The organism is Pseudomonas sp. E6002 (genome assembly GCF_013385565.1).
Classification (GTDB): domain Bacteria; phylum Pseudomonadota; class Gammaproteobacteria; order Pseudomonadales; family Pseudomonadaceae; genus Aquipseudomonas.
Map to the genome: position 1 here is coordinate 12,468 of NZ_JACAPT010000051.1, position 16,098 is coordinate 28,565.

Annotated in this window: 12 protein-coding genes; 4 read left to right on the top strand and 8 right to left on the bottom strand. The window is 60.9% G+C overall.

Translation table 11 applies throughout. The annotated features are described in order from the left end of the window. Nucleotides 1–144 precede the first annotated feature (144 nt). The gene (locus tag HX815_RS30030; protein ID WP_003219347.1) at nucleotides 145–2,736 is read right to left on the bottom strand and encodes a glycosyltransferase; all 2,592 of its coding nucleotides are present in this window, start codon (nucleotides 2,734–2,736) and stop codon (nucleotides 145–147) included. 219 nt (nucleotides 2,737–2,955) lie between these two features. Here HX815_RS30030 and tcdA point away from each other — a divergent pair, with 219 nt between their 5' ends. Then, on the top strand, nucleotides 2,956–3,780 hold the full coding sequence (gene tcdA, locus HX815_RS30035) for a tRNA cyclic N6-threonylcarbamoyladenosine(37) synthase TcdA (RefSeq protein ID WP_167665521.1): 825 nt from the start codon (nucleotides 2,956–2,958) through the stop codon (nucleotides 3,778–3,780). A 102-nt stretch (nucleotides 3,781–3,882) separates the two neighbouring features. Here the strand turns inward: tcdA and HX815_RS30040 are convergent, their stop codons facing one another. The 4 genes from HX815_RS30040 to HX815_RS30055 form a co-directional block, all read right to left on the bottom strand. Then, complete coding sequence (locus HX815_RS30040) at nucleotides 3,883–4,296, bottom strand: SufE family protein (protein ID WP_177029419.1); 414 nt, start codon at nucleotides 4,294–4,296, stop codon at nucleotides 3,883–3,885. Then, nucleotides 4,293–5,498 carry an aminotransferase class V-fold PLP-dependent enzyme gene (locus HX815_RS30045; protein WP_003219343.1) on the bottom strand — a complete coding sequence of 402 codons (1,206 nt, stop codon included), beginning with the start codon at nucleotides 5,496–5,498 and terminating at the stop codon, nucleotides 4,293–4,295. The genes HX815_RS30040 and HX815_RS30045 overlap by 4 nt, the downstream gene beginning before the upstream one ends. Before the next feature lie 69 nt (nucleotides 5,499–5,567). Next, complete coding sequence (gene dapD, locus HX815_RS30050; protein ID WP_003219342.1) at nucleotides 5,568–6,602, bottom strand: 2,3,4,5-tetrahydropyridine-2,6-dicarboxylate N-succinyltransferase; 1,035 nt, start codon at nucleotides 6,600–6,602, stop codon at nucleotides 5,568–5,570. Nucleotides 6,603–6,635: 33 nt separating this feature from the next. Beyond that, nucleotides 6,636–6,998: an ArsC family reductase gene (locus HX815_RS30055; RefSeq protein WP_003219341.1), complete on the bottom strand. Its 363-nt coding sequence runs from the start codon at nucleotides 6,996–6,998 to the stop codon at nucleotides 6,636–6,638. Between the two features lie 213 nt (nucleotides 6,999–7,211). On the opposite strand from HX815_RS30055, the gene HX815_RS30060 reads away from it, so the two are divergent. After that, nucleotides 7,212–8,855, top strand: coding sequence for a Na+/H+ antiporter (locus HX815_RS30060; RefSeq protein ID WP_177022982.1), 1,644 nt, complete (start codon nucleotides 7,212–7,214; stop codon nucleotides 8,853–8,855). Between the two features lie 120 nt (nucleotides 8,856–8,975). Here the strand turns inward: HX815_RS30060 and dapC are convergent, their stop codons facing one another. The 3 genes from dapC to map all read right to left on the bottom strand — a co-directional run bounded on the left by dapC (nucleotide 8,976) and on the right by map (nucleotide 13,768). Next, nucleotides 8,976–10,175, bottom strand: coding sequence for a succinyldiaminopimelate transaminase (gene dapC, locus HX815_RS30065; protein ID WP_177029420.1), 1,200 nt, complete (start codon nucleotides 10,173–10,175; stop codon nucleotides 8,976–8,978). Nucleotides 10,176–10,221: 46 nt separating this feature from the next. Further along, nucleotides 10,222–12,924: a [protein-PII] uridylyltransferase gene (locus tag HX815_RS30070; protein ID WP_003219334.1), complete on the bottom strand. Its 2,703-nt coding sequence runs from the start codon at nucleotides 12,922–12,924 to the stop codon at nucleotides 10,222–10,224. Between the two features lie 61 nt (nucleotides 12,925–12,985). After that, nucleotides 12,986–13,768 carry a type I methionyl aminopeptidase gene (gene map / locus HX815_RS30075; protein WP_003219332.1) on the bottom strand — a complete coding sequence of 261 codons (783 nt, stop codon included), beginning with the start codon at nucleotides 13,766–13,768 and terminating at the stop codon, nucleotides 12,986–12,988. A gap of 385 nt (nucleotides 13,769–14,153) precedes the next feature. On the opposite strand from map, the gene rpsB reads away from it, so the two are divergent. Beyond that, nucleotides 14,154–14,891: a 30S ribosomal protein S2 gene (rpsB, locus tag HX815_RS30080; protein ID WP_003219330.1), complete on the top strand. Its 738-nt coding sequence runs from the start codon at nucleotides 14,154–14,156 to the stop codon at nucleotides 14,889–14,891. 192 nt (nucleotides 14,892–15,083) lie between these two features. Beyond that, nucleotides 15,084–15,947 (top strand): translation elongation factor Ts, encoded by an 864-nt coding sequence (tsf, locus tag HX815_RS30085; RefSeq protein ID WP_008432237.1) that lies wholly within the window; start codon nucleotides 15,084–15,086, stop codon nucleotides 15,945–15,947. Nucleotides 15,948–16,098: the final 151 nt, after the last annotated feature.

A 16,098-nucleotide genomic window follows, 5' to 3' on the forward strand; every position in this document is an offset into this window, starting at 1 on the left:
AACAATCTATGAACTGACCCGGCGCATTCGCGAGCAAGCCCGCTCCCACACAAAGCAATGGCCTGAGCCAAGTCTCACAAAATGGCCGTTATCTTATAGCAAAACGGCGGCCAGAGGCCGCCGTTTAGTGCATTGCGCAGGATTTTAAGCAGCGGCCACAGGCTCTTGCTTCGGTGCCGGTTTCGGCAGCGACGACAGGAACGCCATGATCAGCGCCGCCACATACGGCAGCGACTGCACCAGCAACATCACCACCCAGAAGCGCATGTCATTGCTCGGCAGGCCCTGCACCAGGTAAATCCCCAGTGCCGCACCCCACAACAGCAGCATGATGAACATCTCTTCCCGGGCTTCGGAGATCGCCACCCAGAAACCGTGGTTATCGGCGTTCTTCGGTGTACGGAAGAACGGAATGCTGGTGGTGAAGAACCCGTACAGCACCGCCTTGGCGATGGTGTGCGACAACGCCAGCCCGGCCAGTGCCGCGCAGAACGCATCTTTCAGGTTCACACCCACCGCACGACGGTAGAGGAAGATGATCTTGCCGACCTTGAACACGAACAACGCCAGTGGCGGGATCGCGAAAATCAGCAGCGGCGGGTCAACCCGCGTCGGCACGATAATCATCGCCGCCGACCACAACAAGGCGCCCACGGTGAAGAAGATGTTCATGCCGTCGGCCACCCACGGCAACCACCCCGCGAGGAAGTGGTAGCGCTGGCCACGGGTCAGCTCGGTGTCCTTGCCGCGCAAGAGGCTCGCAGTGTGGCGCTTGATGATCTGGATCGCGCCGTAGGCCCAGCGGAAACGCTGTTTCTTGAAGTCGATAAAGGTATCGGGCATCAGGCCCTTGCCGTAGCTGTCGTGGTAGTACGCCGCCGACAGGCCCTTCTCGAAGACCCGCAGGCCCAGCTCGGCATCCTCACAGATGCACCAGTCGGCCCAGCCCAGCTCTTCCAGCACCGAGCGACGGGTCATGGTCATCGTGCCGTGCTGGATGATCGCGTCACGGTCGTTGCGGGTGACCATGCCGATATGGAAGAAGCCTTTGTATTCCGCGTAGCAGAGCTTCTTGAAGGTGCTTTCGTTCTGGTCGCGATAATCCTGTGGCGACTGCACCACGGCGATTTTCGGGTCGGCGAAGTGCGGCACCATGTGCTTGAGCCAGTTTGGCGACACGCAGTAATCGGAGTCGATCACCGCGATCACTTCGGCATCCTTAGCGGTGTGCGGGATCAGGTAGTTCAGTGCGCCGCCCTTGAAACCGGCCAGGGGCGAGACGTGGAAGAACTTGAAGCGCGGGCCGAGGGTTTCGCAGTAGTCGCGCACCGGCTCCCACACGGCCGGGTCCTTGGTGTTGTTGTCGATGATCAGGACTTCGTAGTCCGGATAATCGAGGGCGGCCAGGGCGTCGAGGGTCTGTTTGACCATCTCCGGCGGCTCGTTGTAGCACGGCACGTGGATCGAGACTTTCGGGCGGTAGTCCGAATCCCCTTCAACCGGCAGGAATTCACGCCGGCGTTTGTGGGTCCAGACTGCTTCGGCCAGCTCATGGGCTTCGGTCAGCAACACGATAAATACGCCCAGGGCGCCGAGTGCCAGCAGGAAGCCCACCGTCAAGCTGAACCAGGTGCTGTATTGCTGGCTGTAGTCATAACCGATCCACACCAATACCGACCCGCACAGGAACGCGATAAAGGTCAGGAACGTACGGCCGCGCTGGCGCAGGGCCGAGCCGTCGATCATCAGCAGGGTCAGGGACAGCAGCGCAAGCACCACCGAGCCGATCGCCAGCACTCGCCATTGCGGAATCGCGACCACCGGGCCATCAAAGTTGAATTTCTGCTGGCGTGCGGCGTTGAACACGCCCCAATAGGCGCCTACAGAGCCTTCGTCGCTGGCTTTCCATGGCTGGTCAAACGCTTCGATCACGAAGTAGTTGTAGCCCTGGCGGTTCAGCGTGTTAACCAGCGTGCGCAGGTAAATCGCCTGGTCGGCGGGGGAGGCGTCAGCACCGCCACGCATCCGTCCGTTGCTCGGCCAGCCAACCTCCGACAGCAACAGCGGCTTTTTCGGGAAGGTCTTCTTCAGGTCCCGTGCGCGATCGAGGACGAACTGGCCGGCCTTGTCCACCGGGATATGTTCCCAGTACGGCAGGATGTGCGCGGCGATCAGGTCGACGTGCTTGGCCAGTTGCGGGTTGTGTTCCCAGATGTGCCATTGCTCTGAGGTGGTTACGGGCACCTTGACGGCGGCCCGTACCCGATCCAGCAGCACGATCAACGCCTCCGGAGTGATTTCCTCACGGAACAGCGCCTCGTTGCCCACCACTACCCGCACTACGCTGCGGGAGCTGTTGGCGATTTCGATGGCGCGCTGGATCTCGCGCTCGTTGCGCTCGAGGTCCGGACTGATCCAGATCCCCAGGGTCACCCGCAGGCCGAATTCTTCCGCCAGCTTGGGGATATCCCCCAGGGTGCCGTCGACCGAGTAGGTACGGATGTTGTCCGTCAGCTTGCTCATGATCGCAAGGTCCTGACGCATTTGATCGTCGGTCGGATACTGGTCTTTCTGTGGGTACTGGCCTTGCTGGAACGGCGAGTACGAAAAACCGGAGATCTGCTCGGGCCAGTTAGGGGCATTGACCGGGCGGTTGATCAGCGCCCAGAAGCCGGTGAACAGCGCGGCAATTGCCAGCACCACCACCAGGTTGAGTCCAAATTTACGCGATGACATGGCTATTTCGGGTTCCAAAGGGTGTGGAACGAAAAGAGGTGTCGGCCTGCGCCGAACGGCGCGCATCCTACACTGGCCTTTCACCGACCGTACAGCAAGCCGGGAAAAACCGGACATTGGGCAGTGCAACTCGTCGTAAGTTCTCTTACTTGTAGCTTGTAGTTTAAAACTTGTCGCTGTGTAGCCCTATAATGCGCGCCGGTTTTTGGGGTAATGGTCATGAGTACAGAAGATCCACGGTTTGCCGGCGTCGCCCGCTTGTATGGCATTGAAGGCCTGGAGCGCCTGAAGGCGGCCCATGTGGCCATCGTCGGCGTGGGCGGGGTGGGTTCGTGGGCGGCGGAAGCCATCGCTCGCTGTGGCGTGGGCGAGATTTCGCTGTTTGACCTCGATGATGTATGCGTCAGCAACAGCAACCGCCAGCTGCATGCGCTGGACAGCACCGTGGGCAAGGCCAAGGTCGAGGTCATGGCCGAGCGCCTGAAAGGCATCAACCCGGATTGCACCGTGCACGCGGTGGCGGACTTCGTGACTCGCGAGACGATGGCCGAGTACATCACGCCCAATATCGATTGCGTGATCGACTGCATCGACAGTGTGAACGCCAAGGCCGCACTGATTGCCTGGTGCAAGCGGCGCAAGATCCAGATCATCACCACCGGCGGCGCGGGCGGGCAGATTGATCCGACGTTGATTCAGGTGTGTGACTTGAACCGTACGTTCAATGACCCGCTGGCGTCGAAGGTGCGCTCCACGTTGCGTCGCGACTATGGCTTCTCCCGCACTGTGACCCGCCACTACAGCGTGCCCTGCGTGTTCTCCACCGAACAGCTGCGTTACCCGAAGCCGGACGGCAGCATCTGTTTGCAGAAGAGTTTTGTCGGGGATGGCGTGAAGCTGGACTGTGCCGGCGGGTTTGGCGCGGTGATGATGGTGACTGCGACCTTCGGCATGGTGGCCGCGACCAAGGCGGTGGACAAGATAGTGGCCGGGGTGCGCCGGCCTGCTGACAGAGTTCAGGCAACACCGATCTCTGCACCCTGAAAAGATCAAAATGTGGGAGCGGGCTTGCTCGCGAAGGCGGAGTGTCAGTCACCAGACAGGTCGACTGATACACCGCTTTCGCGAGCAAGCCCGCTCCCACATTTAGTTTTGTGTGAGGCTCAACTCCCGCATGCGCTGCAGCACCGCATTCAACCCATTGCTGCGCGACGGCGATAACTGCCGCGACAGGCCCAGTTGCTCAAACCAGCCGGGCAAGTCGACGGCTTGCAGTTCGGCGGCAGACACACCGTTGACCCGCGCCAGCAACAACGCCACCAGCCCGCGTATCAGCCGTGCATCGCTGCTGGCGGCAAACTGCCAATGCCCATCCTGCAAGCGCCCCACCAGCCACACCAGGCTTTCACAGCCCTGCACCAGGTTGACGTCTACCTTGTCTTCGTCCGGCAAGGCGGGCAGCCGCTCGCCCCATTGCATCAGCAGGCGGGCTCGTTGCTCCCAACTGCCGACTGCCTGGAACGCTTCCAGCGCGACAACGGCCTCAGTCGGCAAGCTCATCGCAACATATCCAGGGCTTGATCCAGCGCTTCAAAAAAGCGCTCCAGGTCATCGGAGTCGTTGTACAGCGCCAATGACACCCGAATCGCCCCCGACAATCCCATCTGCTTGAGCAGCGGCATCGCACAATGATGGCCGGCGCGCACCGCAATCCCTTGTTCGGTCAGCAAGTGGGCGAGGTCGGCGTTGTGCACGCCTTCCACCACGAAGCTGGCCAGGGCGACGTGCGGCGACCCCAGCAAGCGCACGCCATTGCGCGCTTGCAAGCCACGCAACAGGTAGTCGTGCAGGGCGGCTTCGTGAGCCGTCACCGCCTGCTGGTCCAGGGAACTCAGGTAATCCAGGGTTGCCCCCAGGCCGATCACGCTGGCGATCGGCGGAGTCCCGGCTTCGAAACCGAGGGGCGCCGGGCGGAAACTGGCGCTTTGATAATCAGCCTGCTGCACCATCTCGCCCCCAAACTGCCAGTGGCGCAGGTGATGCAGGGCTTCGGTGCGGCCATACAGCACGCCGACGCCGTCCGGCCCATAGAGTTTATGGCTGGAAAACACGTAGAAGTCGCAGCCCAGGGCCTGCATATCATGGCGACCATGCACGATGCCCTGGGCGCCATCGACCACCGTCAGTGCATCGTGGGCCTTGGCCAGCGCCAGCAGTTGCGGCAACGGCTGCCAGGCGCCAAGCACATTGGACAGTTGGCTCACCGCCAGCAGGCGGGTGCGCGGGCCGATCAGTTGGGCGGCGGCTTGCAGGTCGATCAAGCCGTCATCGTCAAGCGGCAGTACCACCAGCGCCAGCTCGCGACGCTTGGCCAGTTGCTGCCACGGCAGCAGGTTGGCGTGGTGCTCCAGGGCGCTGATGACAATCTCGTCGCCCGGGTTGAATAGGTGCTCAAGGCCATAAGCCAGGAGGTTCAGCGCCGATGTCGCGCCGTGGGTGAAGATGATTTGCCCCTCGTCACCGACGTTCAGCCACTGTGCCACCTTGCTGCGACTGTCCTCGAAAGCCTGGGTCGCGTGGGCGCCCGGCAAATGCTGGGCACGGTGCACATTGGCTGCGCCATTGGCGTAGTAATGGCTGATGGCGTCCAGCAGGGCTTGAGGTTTTTGCGTGGTGGCGGCGTTGTCCAGATAGGTCTGGTCTTGCCGTTGCAGGGTGGCGATGGCCGGAAAATCGGCGCGCCAGGGAGAGGGCACAAGCATGGTGATCAAGACTCGTATAAACGGCCCGCACCGGTCAGGCGCGGGCCGTTAGTGGCATCGAGTCGCTGCTTAGTTGTGAGCGTGCAGCGCTGCGTTCAGTTCGATGGCCGATTTGTGGGTTTTGCACTCCACGGCACCGGTCTCGGAGTTGCGGCGGAACAGCAGGTCCGGTTGGCCGGCCAGCTCGCGGGCCTTGACCACCTTGACCAGCTGGTTCTGCTCGTCCAGCAGCGCAACCTTGGTGCCGGCGGTCACGTACAGGCCCGACTCCACGGTGTTGCGGTCGCCCAACGGGATACCGATACCGGCGTTGGCGCCGATCAGGCAGCCTTCGCCGACCTTGATCACGATGTTGCCGCCACCCGACAGGGTGCCCATGGTGGAGCAACCGCCGCCCAGGTCCGAACCCTTGCCGACGAACACGCCAGCCGACACGCGGCCTTCGATCATGCCCGGGCCTTCGGTACCGGCGTTGAAGTTGACGAAACCTTCGTGCATCACGGTGGTGCCTTCGCCTACGTAGGCGCCCAGGCGGATGCGCGCGGCATCAGCGATACGCACGCCGCTCGGCACCACGTAGTCGGTCATCTTCGGGAACTTGTCCACCGAGAACACTTCCAGCAGGTCGCCACGCAGGCGCGCTTCCAGTTGACGCTCGGCCAGCTCATTGATGTCGATTGCGCCCTGGCTGGTCCAGGCCACGTTCGGCAACTGCGGGAACACACCGGCCAGGCTCAGGCCGTGAGGCTTGACCAGGCGATGGGACAGCAGGTGCAGCTTGAGGTAGGCCTCAGGCGTGGAGGTCAGTGCGGCGTCTTCGGCCAGCAGGGTGGCGACCAGCGGCGTGTGGCTTTCAGCCAGGCGGCTCAACAGGGCGGCTTGGGCAGCGTCGACGCCCTTGAGCGCGTCAGCCAGTTGCAGGGCCTGGGTGACGGTGAAAGTGATCGCCTGGTTGCCTTCGGTGTAACCGAGGATCGGCGCGATGGCCGCGATGATTTCAGCCGATGGATTGAGCAGCGGTTGTGCGTAAAACACTTCCAGCCAAGCACCTTGGCGGTTCTGAGTGCCGACGCCGAAGCCCAGGCTGAACAGGGAATTGGACATGCTGTTACCTCTACAAAAATGGAGTGGGCTGGCCTACTTGAGGGCCGCCGAATAGCTATCTGGCTTGAAGCCAATCAGGGTTTTGTCACCGAGATCAAGCACCGGGCGCTTGATCATCGAGGGTTGCGCGAGCATCAATTCAATGGCTTTCGCTTGGTCGAGATCGGCTTTGCGTTCGTCTTCGAGTTTGCGAAAGGTGGTGCCCGCACGGTTCAAAACCACCTGCCAACCGTGCTCATTGCACCATTGGGTCAAGTGTTCGCGGTCGATACCGGCCGTCTTGTAGTCATGAAACTCATACTGGATAGCGTGCTCATCGAGCCAGGTGCGCGCCTTTTTCATGGTGTCGCAGGCTTTGATGCCGAAAAGGTGCAACGTTTTGCTTGAAGCGGTCAAGGAATTGCCCCCCTTTGGGCTCACGCAGATTAAAGGTCACGGATTATGCCATGGCCAGCGGCTTTCGGCGCCGCTCGTCACACTTACGTTTTGCTCGTGTGCGACTTTTGTGCAAAGGCCATCGCGCAGCATAGGCGGCTAATATGGCACTTCAACGGCGAGTTGTTGCCTGATGTGTGTTGTTGCAAGTTGATTGTCTGGGAATCCCGCGTTATGCAAACCGCCTACACCGTACTTATCCTGCTGATGCTGGTCAGCGTTTCGCGCCTTGTCGGGCGTATCATCCCACTGCCGTTGCCACTGGTGCAGATCGCCGCCGGTGCGTTGCTGGCCTGGCCGACCCTGGGGCTGCATGTCGCCCTGGACCCTGAGTTGTTTCTTTTCCTGTTTCTGCCGCCGCTGCTGTTCTCTGATGGCTGGCGCATGCCCAAGCGTGAATTGTGGCGCCTGCGCGGGCCGATCCTGACGCTGGCGGTGGGGTTGGTGCTGTTTACGGTGGTGGGTGCCGGTTACTTCATTCACTGGTTGTTGCCGAGTATTCCCCTGCCGGTGGCCTTCGCCCTCGCGGCCGTGTTATCGCCGACGGATGCCGTGGCGGTGTCAGCCATTTCCCAGAATCGGTTGCCGACGCCACTGATGCACATGCTCCAGGGCGAGGCGTTGATGAATGATGCCTCGGGCCTGGTGACCTTCAAGTTCGCCCTGGCGGCGGCGCTGACCGGCGTGTTCTCGCTGGCGGATGCGAGCCTCACCTTTGTGCTGGTGGCCGTGGGTGGCCTGGCGGTCGGTGTGGCGTTGAGCTGGCTGGTGGGCCGCCTGCGTGCCTGGATGATCGCCCGGGGCTGGGACGACCCGGCGACGCACGTGGTGTTCATGTTGTTGCTGCCATTCGCCGCCTACGTGCTGGCGGAACGCCTTGGCGCCTCGGGCATCCTGTCGGCGGTGGCTGCGGGCATGATGCAAAGCTGGCTCGACCTGCTGCCGCGCCAGACCAGCACCCGGTTGCTCAACCGCAGCGTCTGGTCGCTGCTGGAGTTTGCGTTCAACGGCTTGATCTTCCTGCTGCTGGGCCTGCAACTGCCTGACATCATCAAGGCGGTGGTCAGCCATGAGCCGACGCTGTGGCCGACCTTGTTGTATCGCTGCCTGGACGTGATCGCGATTTTCCTGGTGCTGGTGGTGTTGCGGTTTATCTGGGTGCAAAGCATCTGGCGACTGTCGGGTTTATTGCGCCGGATTCGTGGGAAAAGTGAGCTGACGCTGGTGCCCACCGCGCGGTCCTGCTGGTTGCTGACCGTCGGTGGCGTACGCGGTGCCGTGACCCTGGCGGGTGTGATGTCGGTACCGTTACTGCTTGCGCCGGGGCAGGATTTTCCCGAGCGCGACCTGCTGATCTTCATCGCCGCCGGTGTGATCCTGCTTTCGCTCGTCGCGGCCTGCATCGCTTTGCCGCTGCTGTTGCGCGGCATCGAGAAGAGCCCGGATGAGAAACGCCACAATGAAGTGCGCGAGGCCTGGAAGAAGACCGCCGTGGCTGCTATCCATGCCCTGGAAGCCGAAGAACCCGCTGAAGCTGCACCCCAGGATGCCGCCCAGGCAGCCTTGGCCACCGAGCTCAAGGCGCGGTTGATGTCGGAGTATCGTCATCAACTGGAAGTGTTCAACGATTCGGCCGAAGCCCAGGCGCTGGCGTTGCAGATGGATCAACTGGAGCGCAAGTTGCGGCTCAAGGCCCTGCGGGCGCAGCGTCTGGAACTGTATAGCCTGAGCCGTCACCATCAGATTGGTGATGATGTGCTACGGGAGGTGTTGGCGGATCTGGATATGAGCGAGGCGAATCTGGGTCATATCAAATAACACTGCGGTGCTTACTTGTGGCGAGGGAGCTTGCTCCCGCTGGGCTGCGTAGCGGCCCCAAAAAAGCGGGAGCGCTGCGCACTCCAGCGGGAGCAAGCTCCCTCGCCACATTCAGCGCAGTTATTTATTGCGGGTAATAAAGTCGCGAATCCGCGTCGCCGCTTCCACGCACTCCGCCAGCGGCGCGACCAGCGCCAGGCGTACACGCCCGGCGCCCGGGTTGACCCCGTCCACTTCCCGCGACAGGTACGAGCCCGGTACCACGGTCACGTGTTCTTCCACGAACAAGTCCCGGCAGAACGCCGCATCGTCGCCCTTCACATTCGGCCACAGGTAGAAGCCGCCGTCCGGGTTTTGCACGTCCAGCACCGGCTTCAGGATCGCCAGCACCGCATCGAACTTCTCCCGGTACAGGTCACGGTTGGCCTGCACGTGGGCTTCGTCCTGCCAGGCAGCAATGCTCGCCAGTTGGGTTTGCACCGGCATCGCGCAACCGTGGTAGGTGCGGTACAGCAGGAAGCCCTTGAGGATTTCGGCATCGCCGGCCACAAAGCCCGAGCGCAGGCCCGGCAGGTTGGAGCGCTTGGACAGGCTGTGGAACACCACGCAACGCTTGAAGTCCTGGCGGCCCAGTTCCACGCAAGCGCTGAGCAGGCCTGGCGGCGGGGTTTGTTCGTCGAAGTACAGCTCGCTGTAGCACTCGTCGGCGGCGATCACGAAGTCGTATTCGTCAGCCAGGGCGATCAGCTTTTTCAGGGTGTCGACGGGAATCAGTGCACCGGTGGGGTTGCCTGGCGAGCACAGGAACAGGATCTGGCAGCGTTTCCAGATGTCCGGCGATACGGCGTCGAAATCCGGGTTGAAGCCGTTTTCATCCAGGCACGGCAGGTAATGCGGCTTGGCCCCGGCGAGGAACGCAGCCCCTTCGTAGATCTGGTAGAACGGGTTCGGGCTGACCACCAGCGCGTCGTCGCCACGGTTGACCACGGTCTGGGTGAAGGCGAACAGCGCTTCACGGGTGCCGTTCACCGGCAGGATGTTGCGCGCCGGGTCCAGCCAGCCCGTGGGCACGCTGAAACGGCGTTCACACCAGGCGCCAATGGCTTCGCGCAGGGCGGGAATGCCCAGGGTGGTGGGGTACACCGCCATCTGGTCCAGGTTGTTGGCCAGCGCCTCGGCGACAAACTGCGGGGATTTGTGCTTCGGCTCACCGATGGACAGGGCGATGGGGCGTTTGTCCGGGTTCGGCGTGACGCTGCCCAGCAGGACGCGCAATTTCTCGAACGGGTAGGGCTGCAGCTGGTTCAGGGCGTTGTTCATCGATAAATCTCGTTCAATTCATTGGAAGCTGAAAATGGGCGGTCGGTCAGATGCTCAAGCGTGACATCTCGACGCCGGTCTCCTGATTGACGCTCAACTGCTGGACGATGGCTTCCTGCAAGCGTCGGCACAGTTCAGGGTCGGAAAGCGGCTGGTTGTCGGCATCGGTAATGAAGAACACGTCTTCCACCCGCTCGCCCAGGGTCGCAATCTTGGCGTTCTGCAACGACAGGTCGAACTCCAGGAATATCGTGCCGATCCGTGCCAGCAGGCCCGGGCGGTCCGGCGCGCTGAGTTCCAGCACCGTCACCGGGCGCTGGGCGTCGTTGTGGATGGTCACCTCGGGGGCAAAAGCAAAGTGCTTGAGCTGGCGCGGCACCCGACGCTGGATGATGGTCGGGTAGTCGTCAGGATTGCGCAGCGCGTCGGTCAGGCCTTTGCGGATCTTTTTCACCCGCTCCGGGTTGTCGCCGATGGACTCGCCTTCTGTGTCGAGCACGATGTAGGTGTCGAGGGTGAACTGGCTGCTGGAGGTGATGACCCGGGCGTCGTGAATGTTCAGGTTGAGCTGGTCCATCGCCGCCACGGTCACGGCGAAGAAGTCGTGCTGGTCGGGCGCGTAGATGAAGATCTGGGTGCCACCCTCGAACTCGCGCTGGGTGGTTTCCTTGATCAGCACCAGTGGGCCGCCATCGGCCGGCTGCTGCAGGATCGCGTCGCTGTGCCAGGCCACGTCGCCGGCGGTGTGGCGCAGGAAGTAGTCGTCTCCCAGTTGCGACCAGAGTTGCTCGACGTCGTCCGGGTCATTGCCGCCACGCACCAGAATATCCAGGGCCGCGCTTTGGGTGCGGCGGATCTGTTCTTCGCGGTCCACCGGGTTCTCCAGGCCGCGACGCAGCGCGCGCTTGGTCTCGGTGTAGAGCTGGCGCAACAGGCTGGCGCGCCAGGAGTTCCACAGCGTCGGGTTGGTGGCGTTGATGTCGGACACGGTGAGCACGTACAGGTAGTCGAGGCGGGTTTCATCGCCGACGGCCTGGGCAAAATCGTGGATCACCTGCGGGTCGGACAAGTCCTTGCGCTGGGCGGTGGTGGACATCACCAGGTGGTTCTGCACCAGCCACACAATCAGGCGGCTGTCCCACAGCGGCAACTGGTGACGCTGGCAGAACGCTTCGGCGTCCACTGCGCCTATTTCCGAGTGATCACCGTGCCGGCCCTTGCCGATGTCGTGGTACAGGCCGGCGAGGTAGATCAATTCCGGCTTGGGCAGACGCGCCATGAGCTTGCTGGCCAGCGGGAATTTCTCTGATACCTGGGTGTACTGCAACTTACGCAGGTGCTTGATCAGGTTCAGGGTGTGGGCGTCCACCGTGTAGATGTGGAACAGGTCGTGCTGCATCTGCCCGACGATAAAACCGAACTCCGGCAGGTAGCGCCCCAGGATCCCGTAGCGGTTCATGCGACGCAGGTTGCGGTGGATGCCGATCTTGCACTTGAACAGCTCGATAAACAGGCTGGTATTGCGGATGTCGTGACGGAAGTCGTCGTCGATCAGGTGACGGTTTTCCCGCAGCAGGCGAATGGTGTCGGCGCGTACGCCCTTGATTTCCGGCTGCTGGGCCATCAACACGAAGATTTCCAGCATGGCGAACGGCGTGCGTTTGAATACGTTGTCGTTGCGTGCCTCGATATAGCCATCGTGGAGCTGGAAGCGCGCGTTGATCGGCTGCGGCGGTGCTTCGTCTTCCGGGGCCAGGATCACTTCTTCGAAGTGCTGGATGATCAGGTCGCTGAGCTGGGCAATGCTCATCACCACGCGGTAGTACTGCTGCATGAAACTTTCGATGCTGGTCTTCGCGTCTTCGCCTTCAAACCCCAGCAGGGTGGCGATGGAGCGCTGGTGGTCGAACAGCAGGCGGTCTTCGGAGCGCCCGGCCAGCATGTGCAGCGCGTAGCGCACTTTCCAGAGGAATTCCTGGGAGGAGGCCAGCAGGGCGTTTTCGCTCTCCACCAGGAAGCCTTCCCCGGCCAGGGCGCGCAGGTTCAGGGTGCCGTACTGGCGACGGGCGACCCACAAAATCGTCTGGATGTCCCGCAGCCCGCCCGGGGAGCCTTTGACGTTGGGTTCCAAGTTGTATTCGGTGTCGTTGTACTTGTGGTGCCGGGCTTTCTGCTCGGCACGCTTGGCCAGGAAGAAGTCCTTGCTCGGCCACATGTGCGCGGTGCTGGTGACTTCCAGCATGCGCTGGCGCAGGCGCTCGGGGCCGGCGATGGTGCGGCTTTCCATCAGGTTGGTGATCACCGTCAGGTCGGCGCGGGCTTCCTGGGCACACTCGTCCACCGAGCGTACGCTTTGGCCGACTTCCAGGCCGATGTCCCACAACAGCGTCAGAAAACGCTCGATGGAGTCGCGAAAGATCTCGTGATCGGCGCTGTCCAGCAAGATCAGCAGGTCGATGTCGGAGTAGGGGTGCAGTTCGCCACGGCCGTAGCCGCCGACCGCCACCAGGGCGATATCGGCGTCTTCACTCCAGCTGAACTGTTCCCAGGCCTTTTGCAGGATGTTGTCGACGAACCAGGCGCGGTCCTCGATCAGCCGGCGGATATCGCGGCCGGTACGAAAGCGCCCGTCGAGCACCTCGCGGGCCTGACGAATGGCCTTCTTGAAGGCGGCGATGGGGCTGGCCTTCAGTGCCAGTTCCGCCTGGAACTGGCCACGGTCGAAGAGTTCGGGATCCACCTGGGGCATCGATCGGTTTTCCTTTCTATCTATGGGTCACAGCGTCGCTATTAGAAAACCGGTGCAAACATTACGCCGAAACGCGGGGAATCGTGTCGTCAGCACGCAGGGTGAAGATCTCGTAGCCGGTGTCGGTCACCAGCAGGGTGTGTTCCCACTGCGCCGAGAGCTTGCGGTCCTTGGTGATGGCGGTCCAGCCGTCGCCCAGCACCTTGGTGTCGGCCTTGCCCTGGTTGATCATCGGCTCGATGGTGAAGGTCATGCCTGCCTTGAGTTCCATGCCGGTGCCGGCGCGGCCGTAGTGCAGGATCTGTGGCTCTTCGTGGAACACCTTGCCGATGCCGTGGCCGCAGAACTCGCGCACCACCGAGAAGCCGTTCTTTTCAGCGTGCTTCTGGATGATTTCACCGATGTCACCCAGGCGGCAGCCAGGCTTGACGATCTCAATGGCCTTGTACATGCATTCCTGGGTGACTTGCGACAGGCGCTCGGCCCAGACCGGCACGGTGCCGACGTGGAACATGCGGCTGGTGTCGCCGTGGTAGCCGTCCTTGATGACGGTGACGTCGATGTTCAGGGTGTCGCCGTCCTTCAGCGGCTTGTCGCCGGGAATCCCGTGGCACACCACGTGGTTGATCGAGGTGCAGATCGACTTGGGGAAACCCTTGTAGTTCAGCGGCGCAGGGATGGCCTTTTGCACGTCGACGATATAGTCGTGGCAAATGCGGTCCAGCGCTTCGGTGGTGACGCCGGGCTTGACGTGTTCGGCAATCATTTCCAGGACGTCGGCAGCCAGTTTGCCGGCAACACGCATGCCAGCGATATCTTCGGCGGTTTTGAGGGTTACGGTCATACAGGCTCTCTCTAGCGCGACGCGCTGAAATCAATACGGTTTACGGGTGTGCGACAAAAGGTTGCAGAATTCGCACAAGCCCAAAAAACGCGATTCTAGCAGACGCAAGGGTGAAACCATGAGCGTCTGGCGATCGCTTCTGTCTATAAGGATGGGGGCATTCTGGCTCTATTCAAAGGCTTAGGCAAAAGCGACTGACGGCAAATGTGATTGCGGGTTTCGTTTTTGCAAGCTCTGTGGTATAAAATGCGCCGCTTTCCGGGGATACCCCGCAAAGCTTAAATCCACACACGTGTCGACACGATGACCTGGGTGCCGGAGGCGAATGCCGCTGGTTGGTCATTGGGATACGTGGAGGCCAAACCCGACTTATTAAGGAACTATCATGTCCCAAGTCAACATGCGCGATATGCTGAAGGCCGGTGTGCACTTCGGTCACCAGACCCGTTACTGGAACCCGAAAATGGGTAAATACATTTTCGGCGCGCGTAACAAGATCCACATCATCAACCTTGAAAAAACCCTGCCAATGTTCAACGAAGCTCTGACTTTCGTAGAGCGCCTGGCCCAGGGCAAAAACAAGATTCTGTTCGTCGGCACCAAGCGTTCCGCTGGCAAGATCGTTGCTGAAGAAGCAGCACGTTGCGGTTCGCCGTACGTCGATCACCGCTGGTTGGGCGGCATGCTGACCAACTTCAAAACCATCCGTGCTTCCATCAAGCGTCTGCGTGACCTTGAAGTGCAAGCCGAAGACGGTACTTTCGCCAAGCTGACCAAGAAAGAGGCGCTGATGCGCACTCGCGACCTGGAAAAGCTCGATCGTTCCCTGGGTGGTATCAAGGACATGGGCGGTCTGCCTGACGCACTGTTCGTTATCGACGTTGATCACGAGCGCATCGCGATCACCGAAGCCAACAAGCTGGGCATCCCGGTTATCGGCGTAGTCGATACCAACAGCAGCCCGGAAGGCGTTGACTACATCATCCCAGGCAACGATGACGCAATCCGCGCTATCCAGCTGTACATGGGTTCGATGGCTGACGCTGTAATCCGTGGTCGCAACCACGTTGCTGGCGGTACCGAGCAGTTCGTTGAAGAAGCTCCGGTAGCTGCAGCTGAGTAACTGACGCCTTGGCGTTGACTCAGTAAGCAAAAAGGGGGCTTGGCCCCCTTTTTGCCACCTCGAAAACCATTTGTCGGCAGCGCAGCTACAACATTTGTAACGTGCAGCGGCCTACAAGGGTGGTTCGGGAAGAATTGATCGCCCGTTCAATCGGGTGGAATGGTTGAAAACCTATCCAAGAGGATTTTGAAAATGGCAGAGATTACTGCAGCGTTGGTTAAAGAACTGCGTGAGCGTACCGGCGAAGGCATGATGGATTGCAAAAAGGCCTTGACCAAGGCCGGCGGCGACATCGAAAAAGCCATTGATGACATGCGTGCTTCGGGCGCCATCAAGGCTGCCAAGAAAGCAGGCAACGTCGCTGCTGAAGGCGCCATCGCAATCAAGGAAGACGGCAAATCGGCCGTTATCCTGGAAGTTAACTCGCAGACCGACTTCCTGGCCCTGCAAGACGACTTCAAGAACTTCGTCGCTGCCAGCGTTGAAAAAGCATTCGCTGACAAGCTGACCGACGCCGCTCCGCTGATCGAAGCTCAAGAAGCTGATCGTCTGGTTCTGGTGGGTAAAGTGGGCGAGAACGTTAACATTCGTCGCCTGACCCGCGTTGAAGGTGACGTTGTGGGTGCTTACCTGCACGGCAACAAGATCGGTGTTGTGGTTGCCCTGAAAGGCGGCAACGTTGAACTGGCCAAAGACATCGCTATGCACGTAGCGGCCAGCAACCCTGAATTCCTGCTGCCATCGGAAGTTTCTGCTGAAGCCATCGAACGCGAGAAAGCCGTGTTCCTGCAGCTGAACGAAGAGAAAATCAAAGGCAAGCCTGAAAACATCGTTGAAAACATGGTCAAGGGCCGTATCAGCAAGTTCCTGGCTGAGGCTTCCCTGGTTGAGCAGGCGTTCGTCAAGAACCCTGAAATCAAGGTTGGCGAACTGGCCAAGAAAGCCGGTGCTGAAATCGTTTCCTTCACCTACTACAAAGTAGGCGACGGCATCGAGAAGCCGGTCGACAACTTCGCTGAAGAAGTTGCTGCCCAGCTGGCTGCCACCAAGAAGTAAGACAGTTTTTAACTGTCGCCCAAAAGAGGCTGCCCGCTTACGCGCGCAGCCTCTTTTCAAATGGGGTGATCGATTTTTATTGGTTTCCCTTTGGAACTGGCTTACAAAGCCGTGTTCCGATGGCGCTGTGACAGCGTCAAGCTAGAGTGAA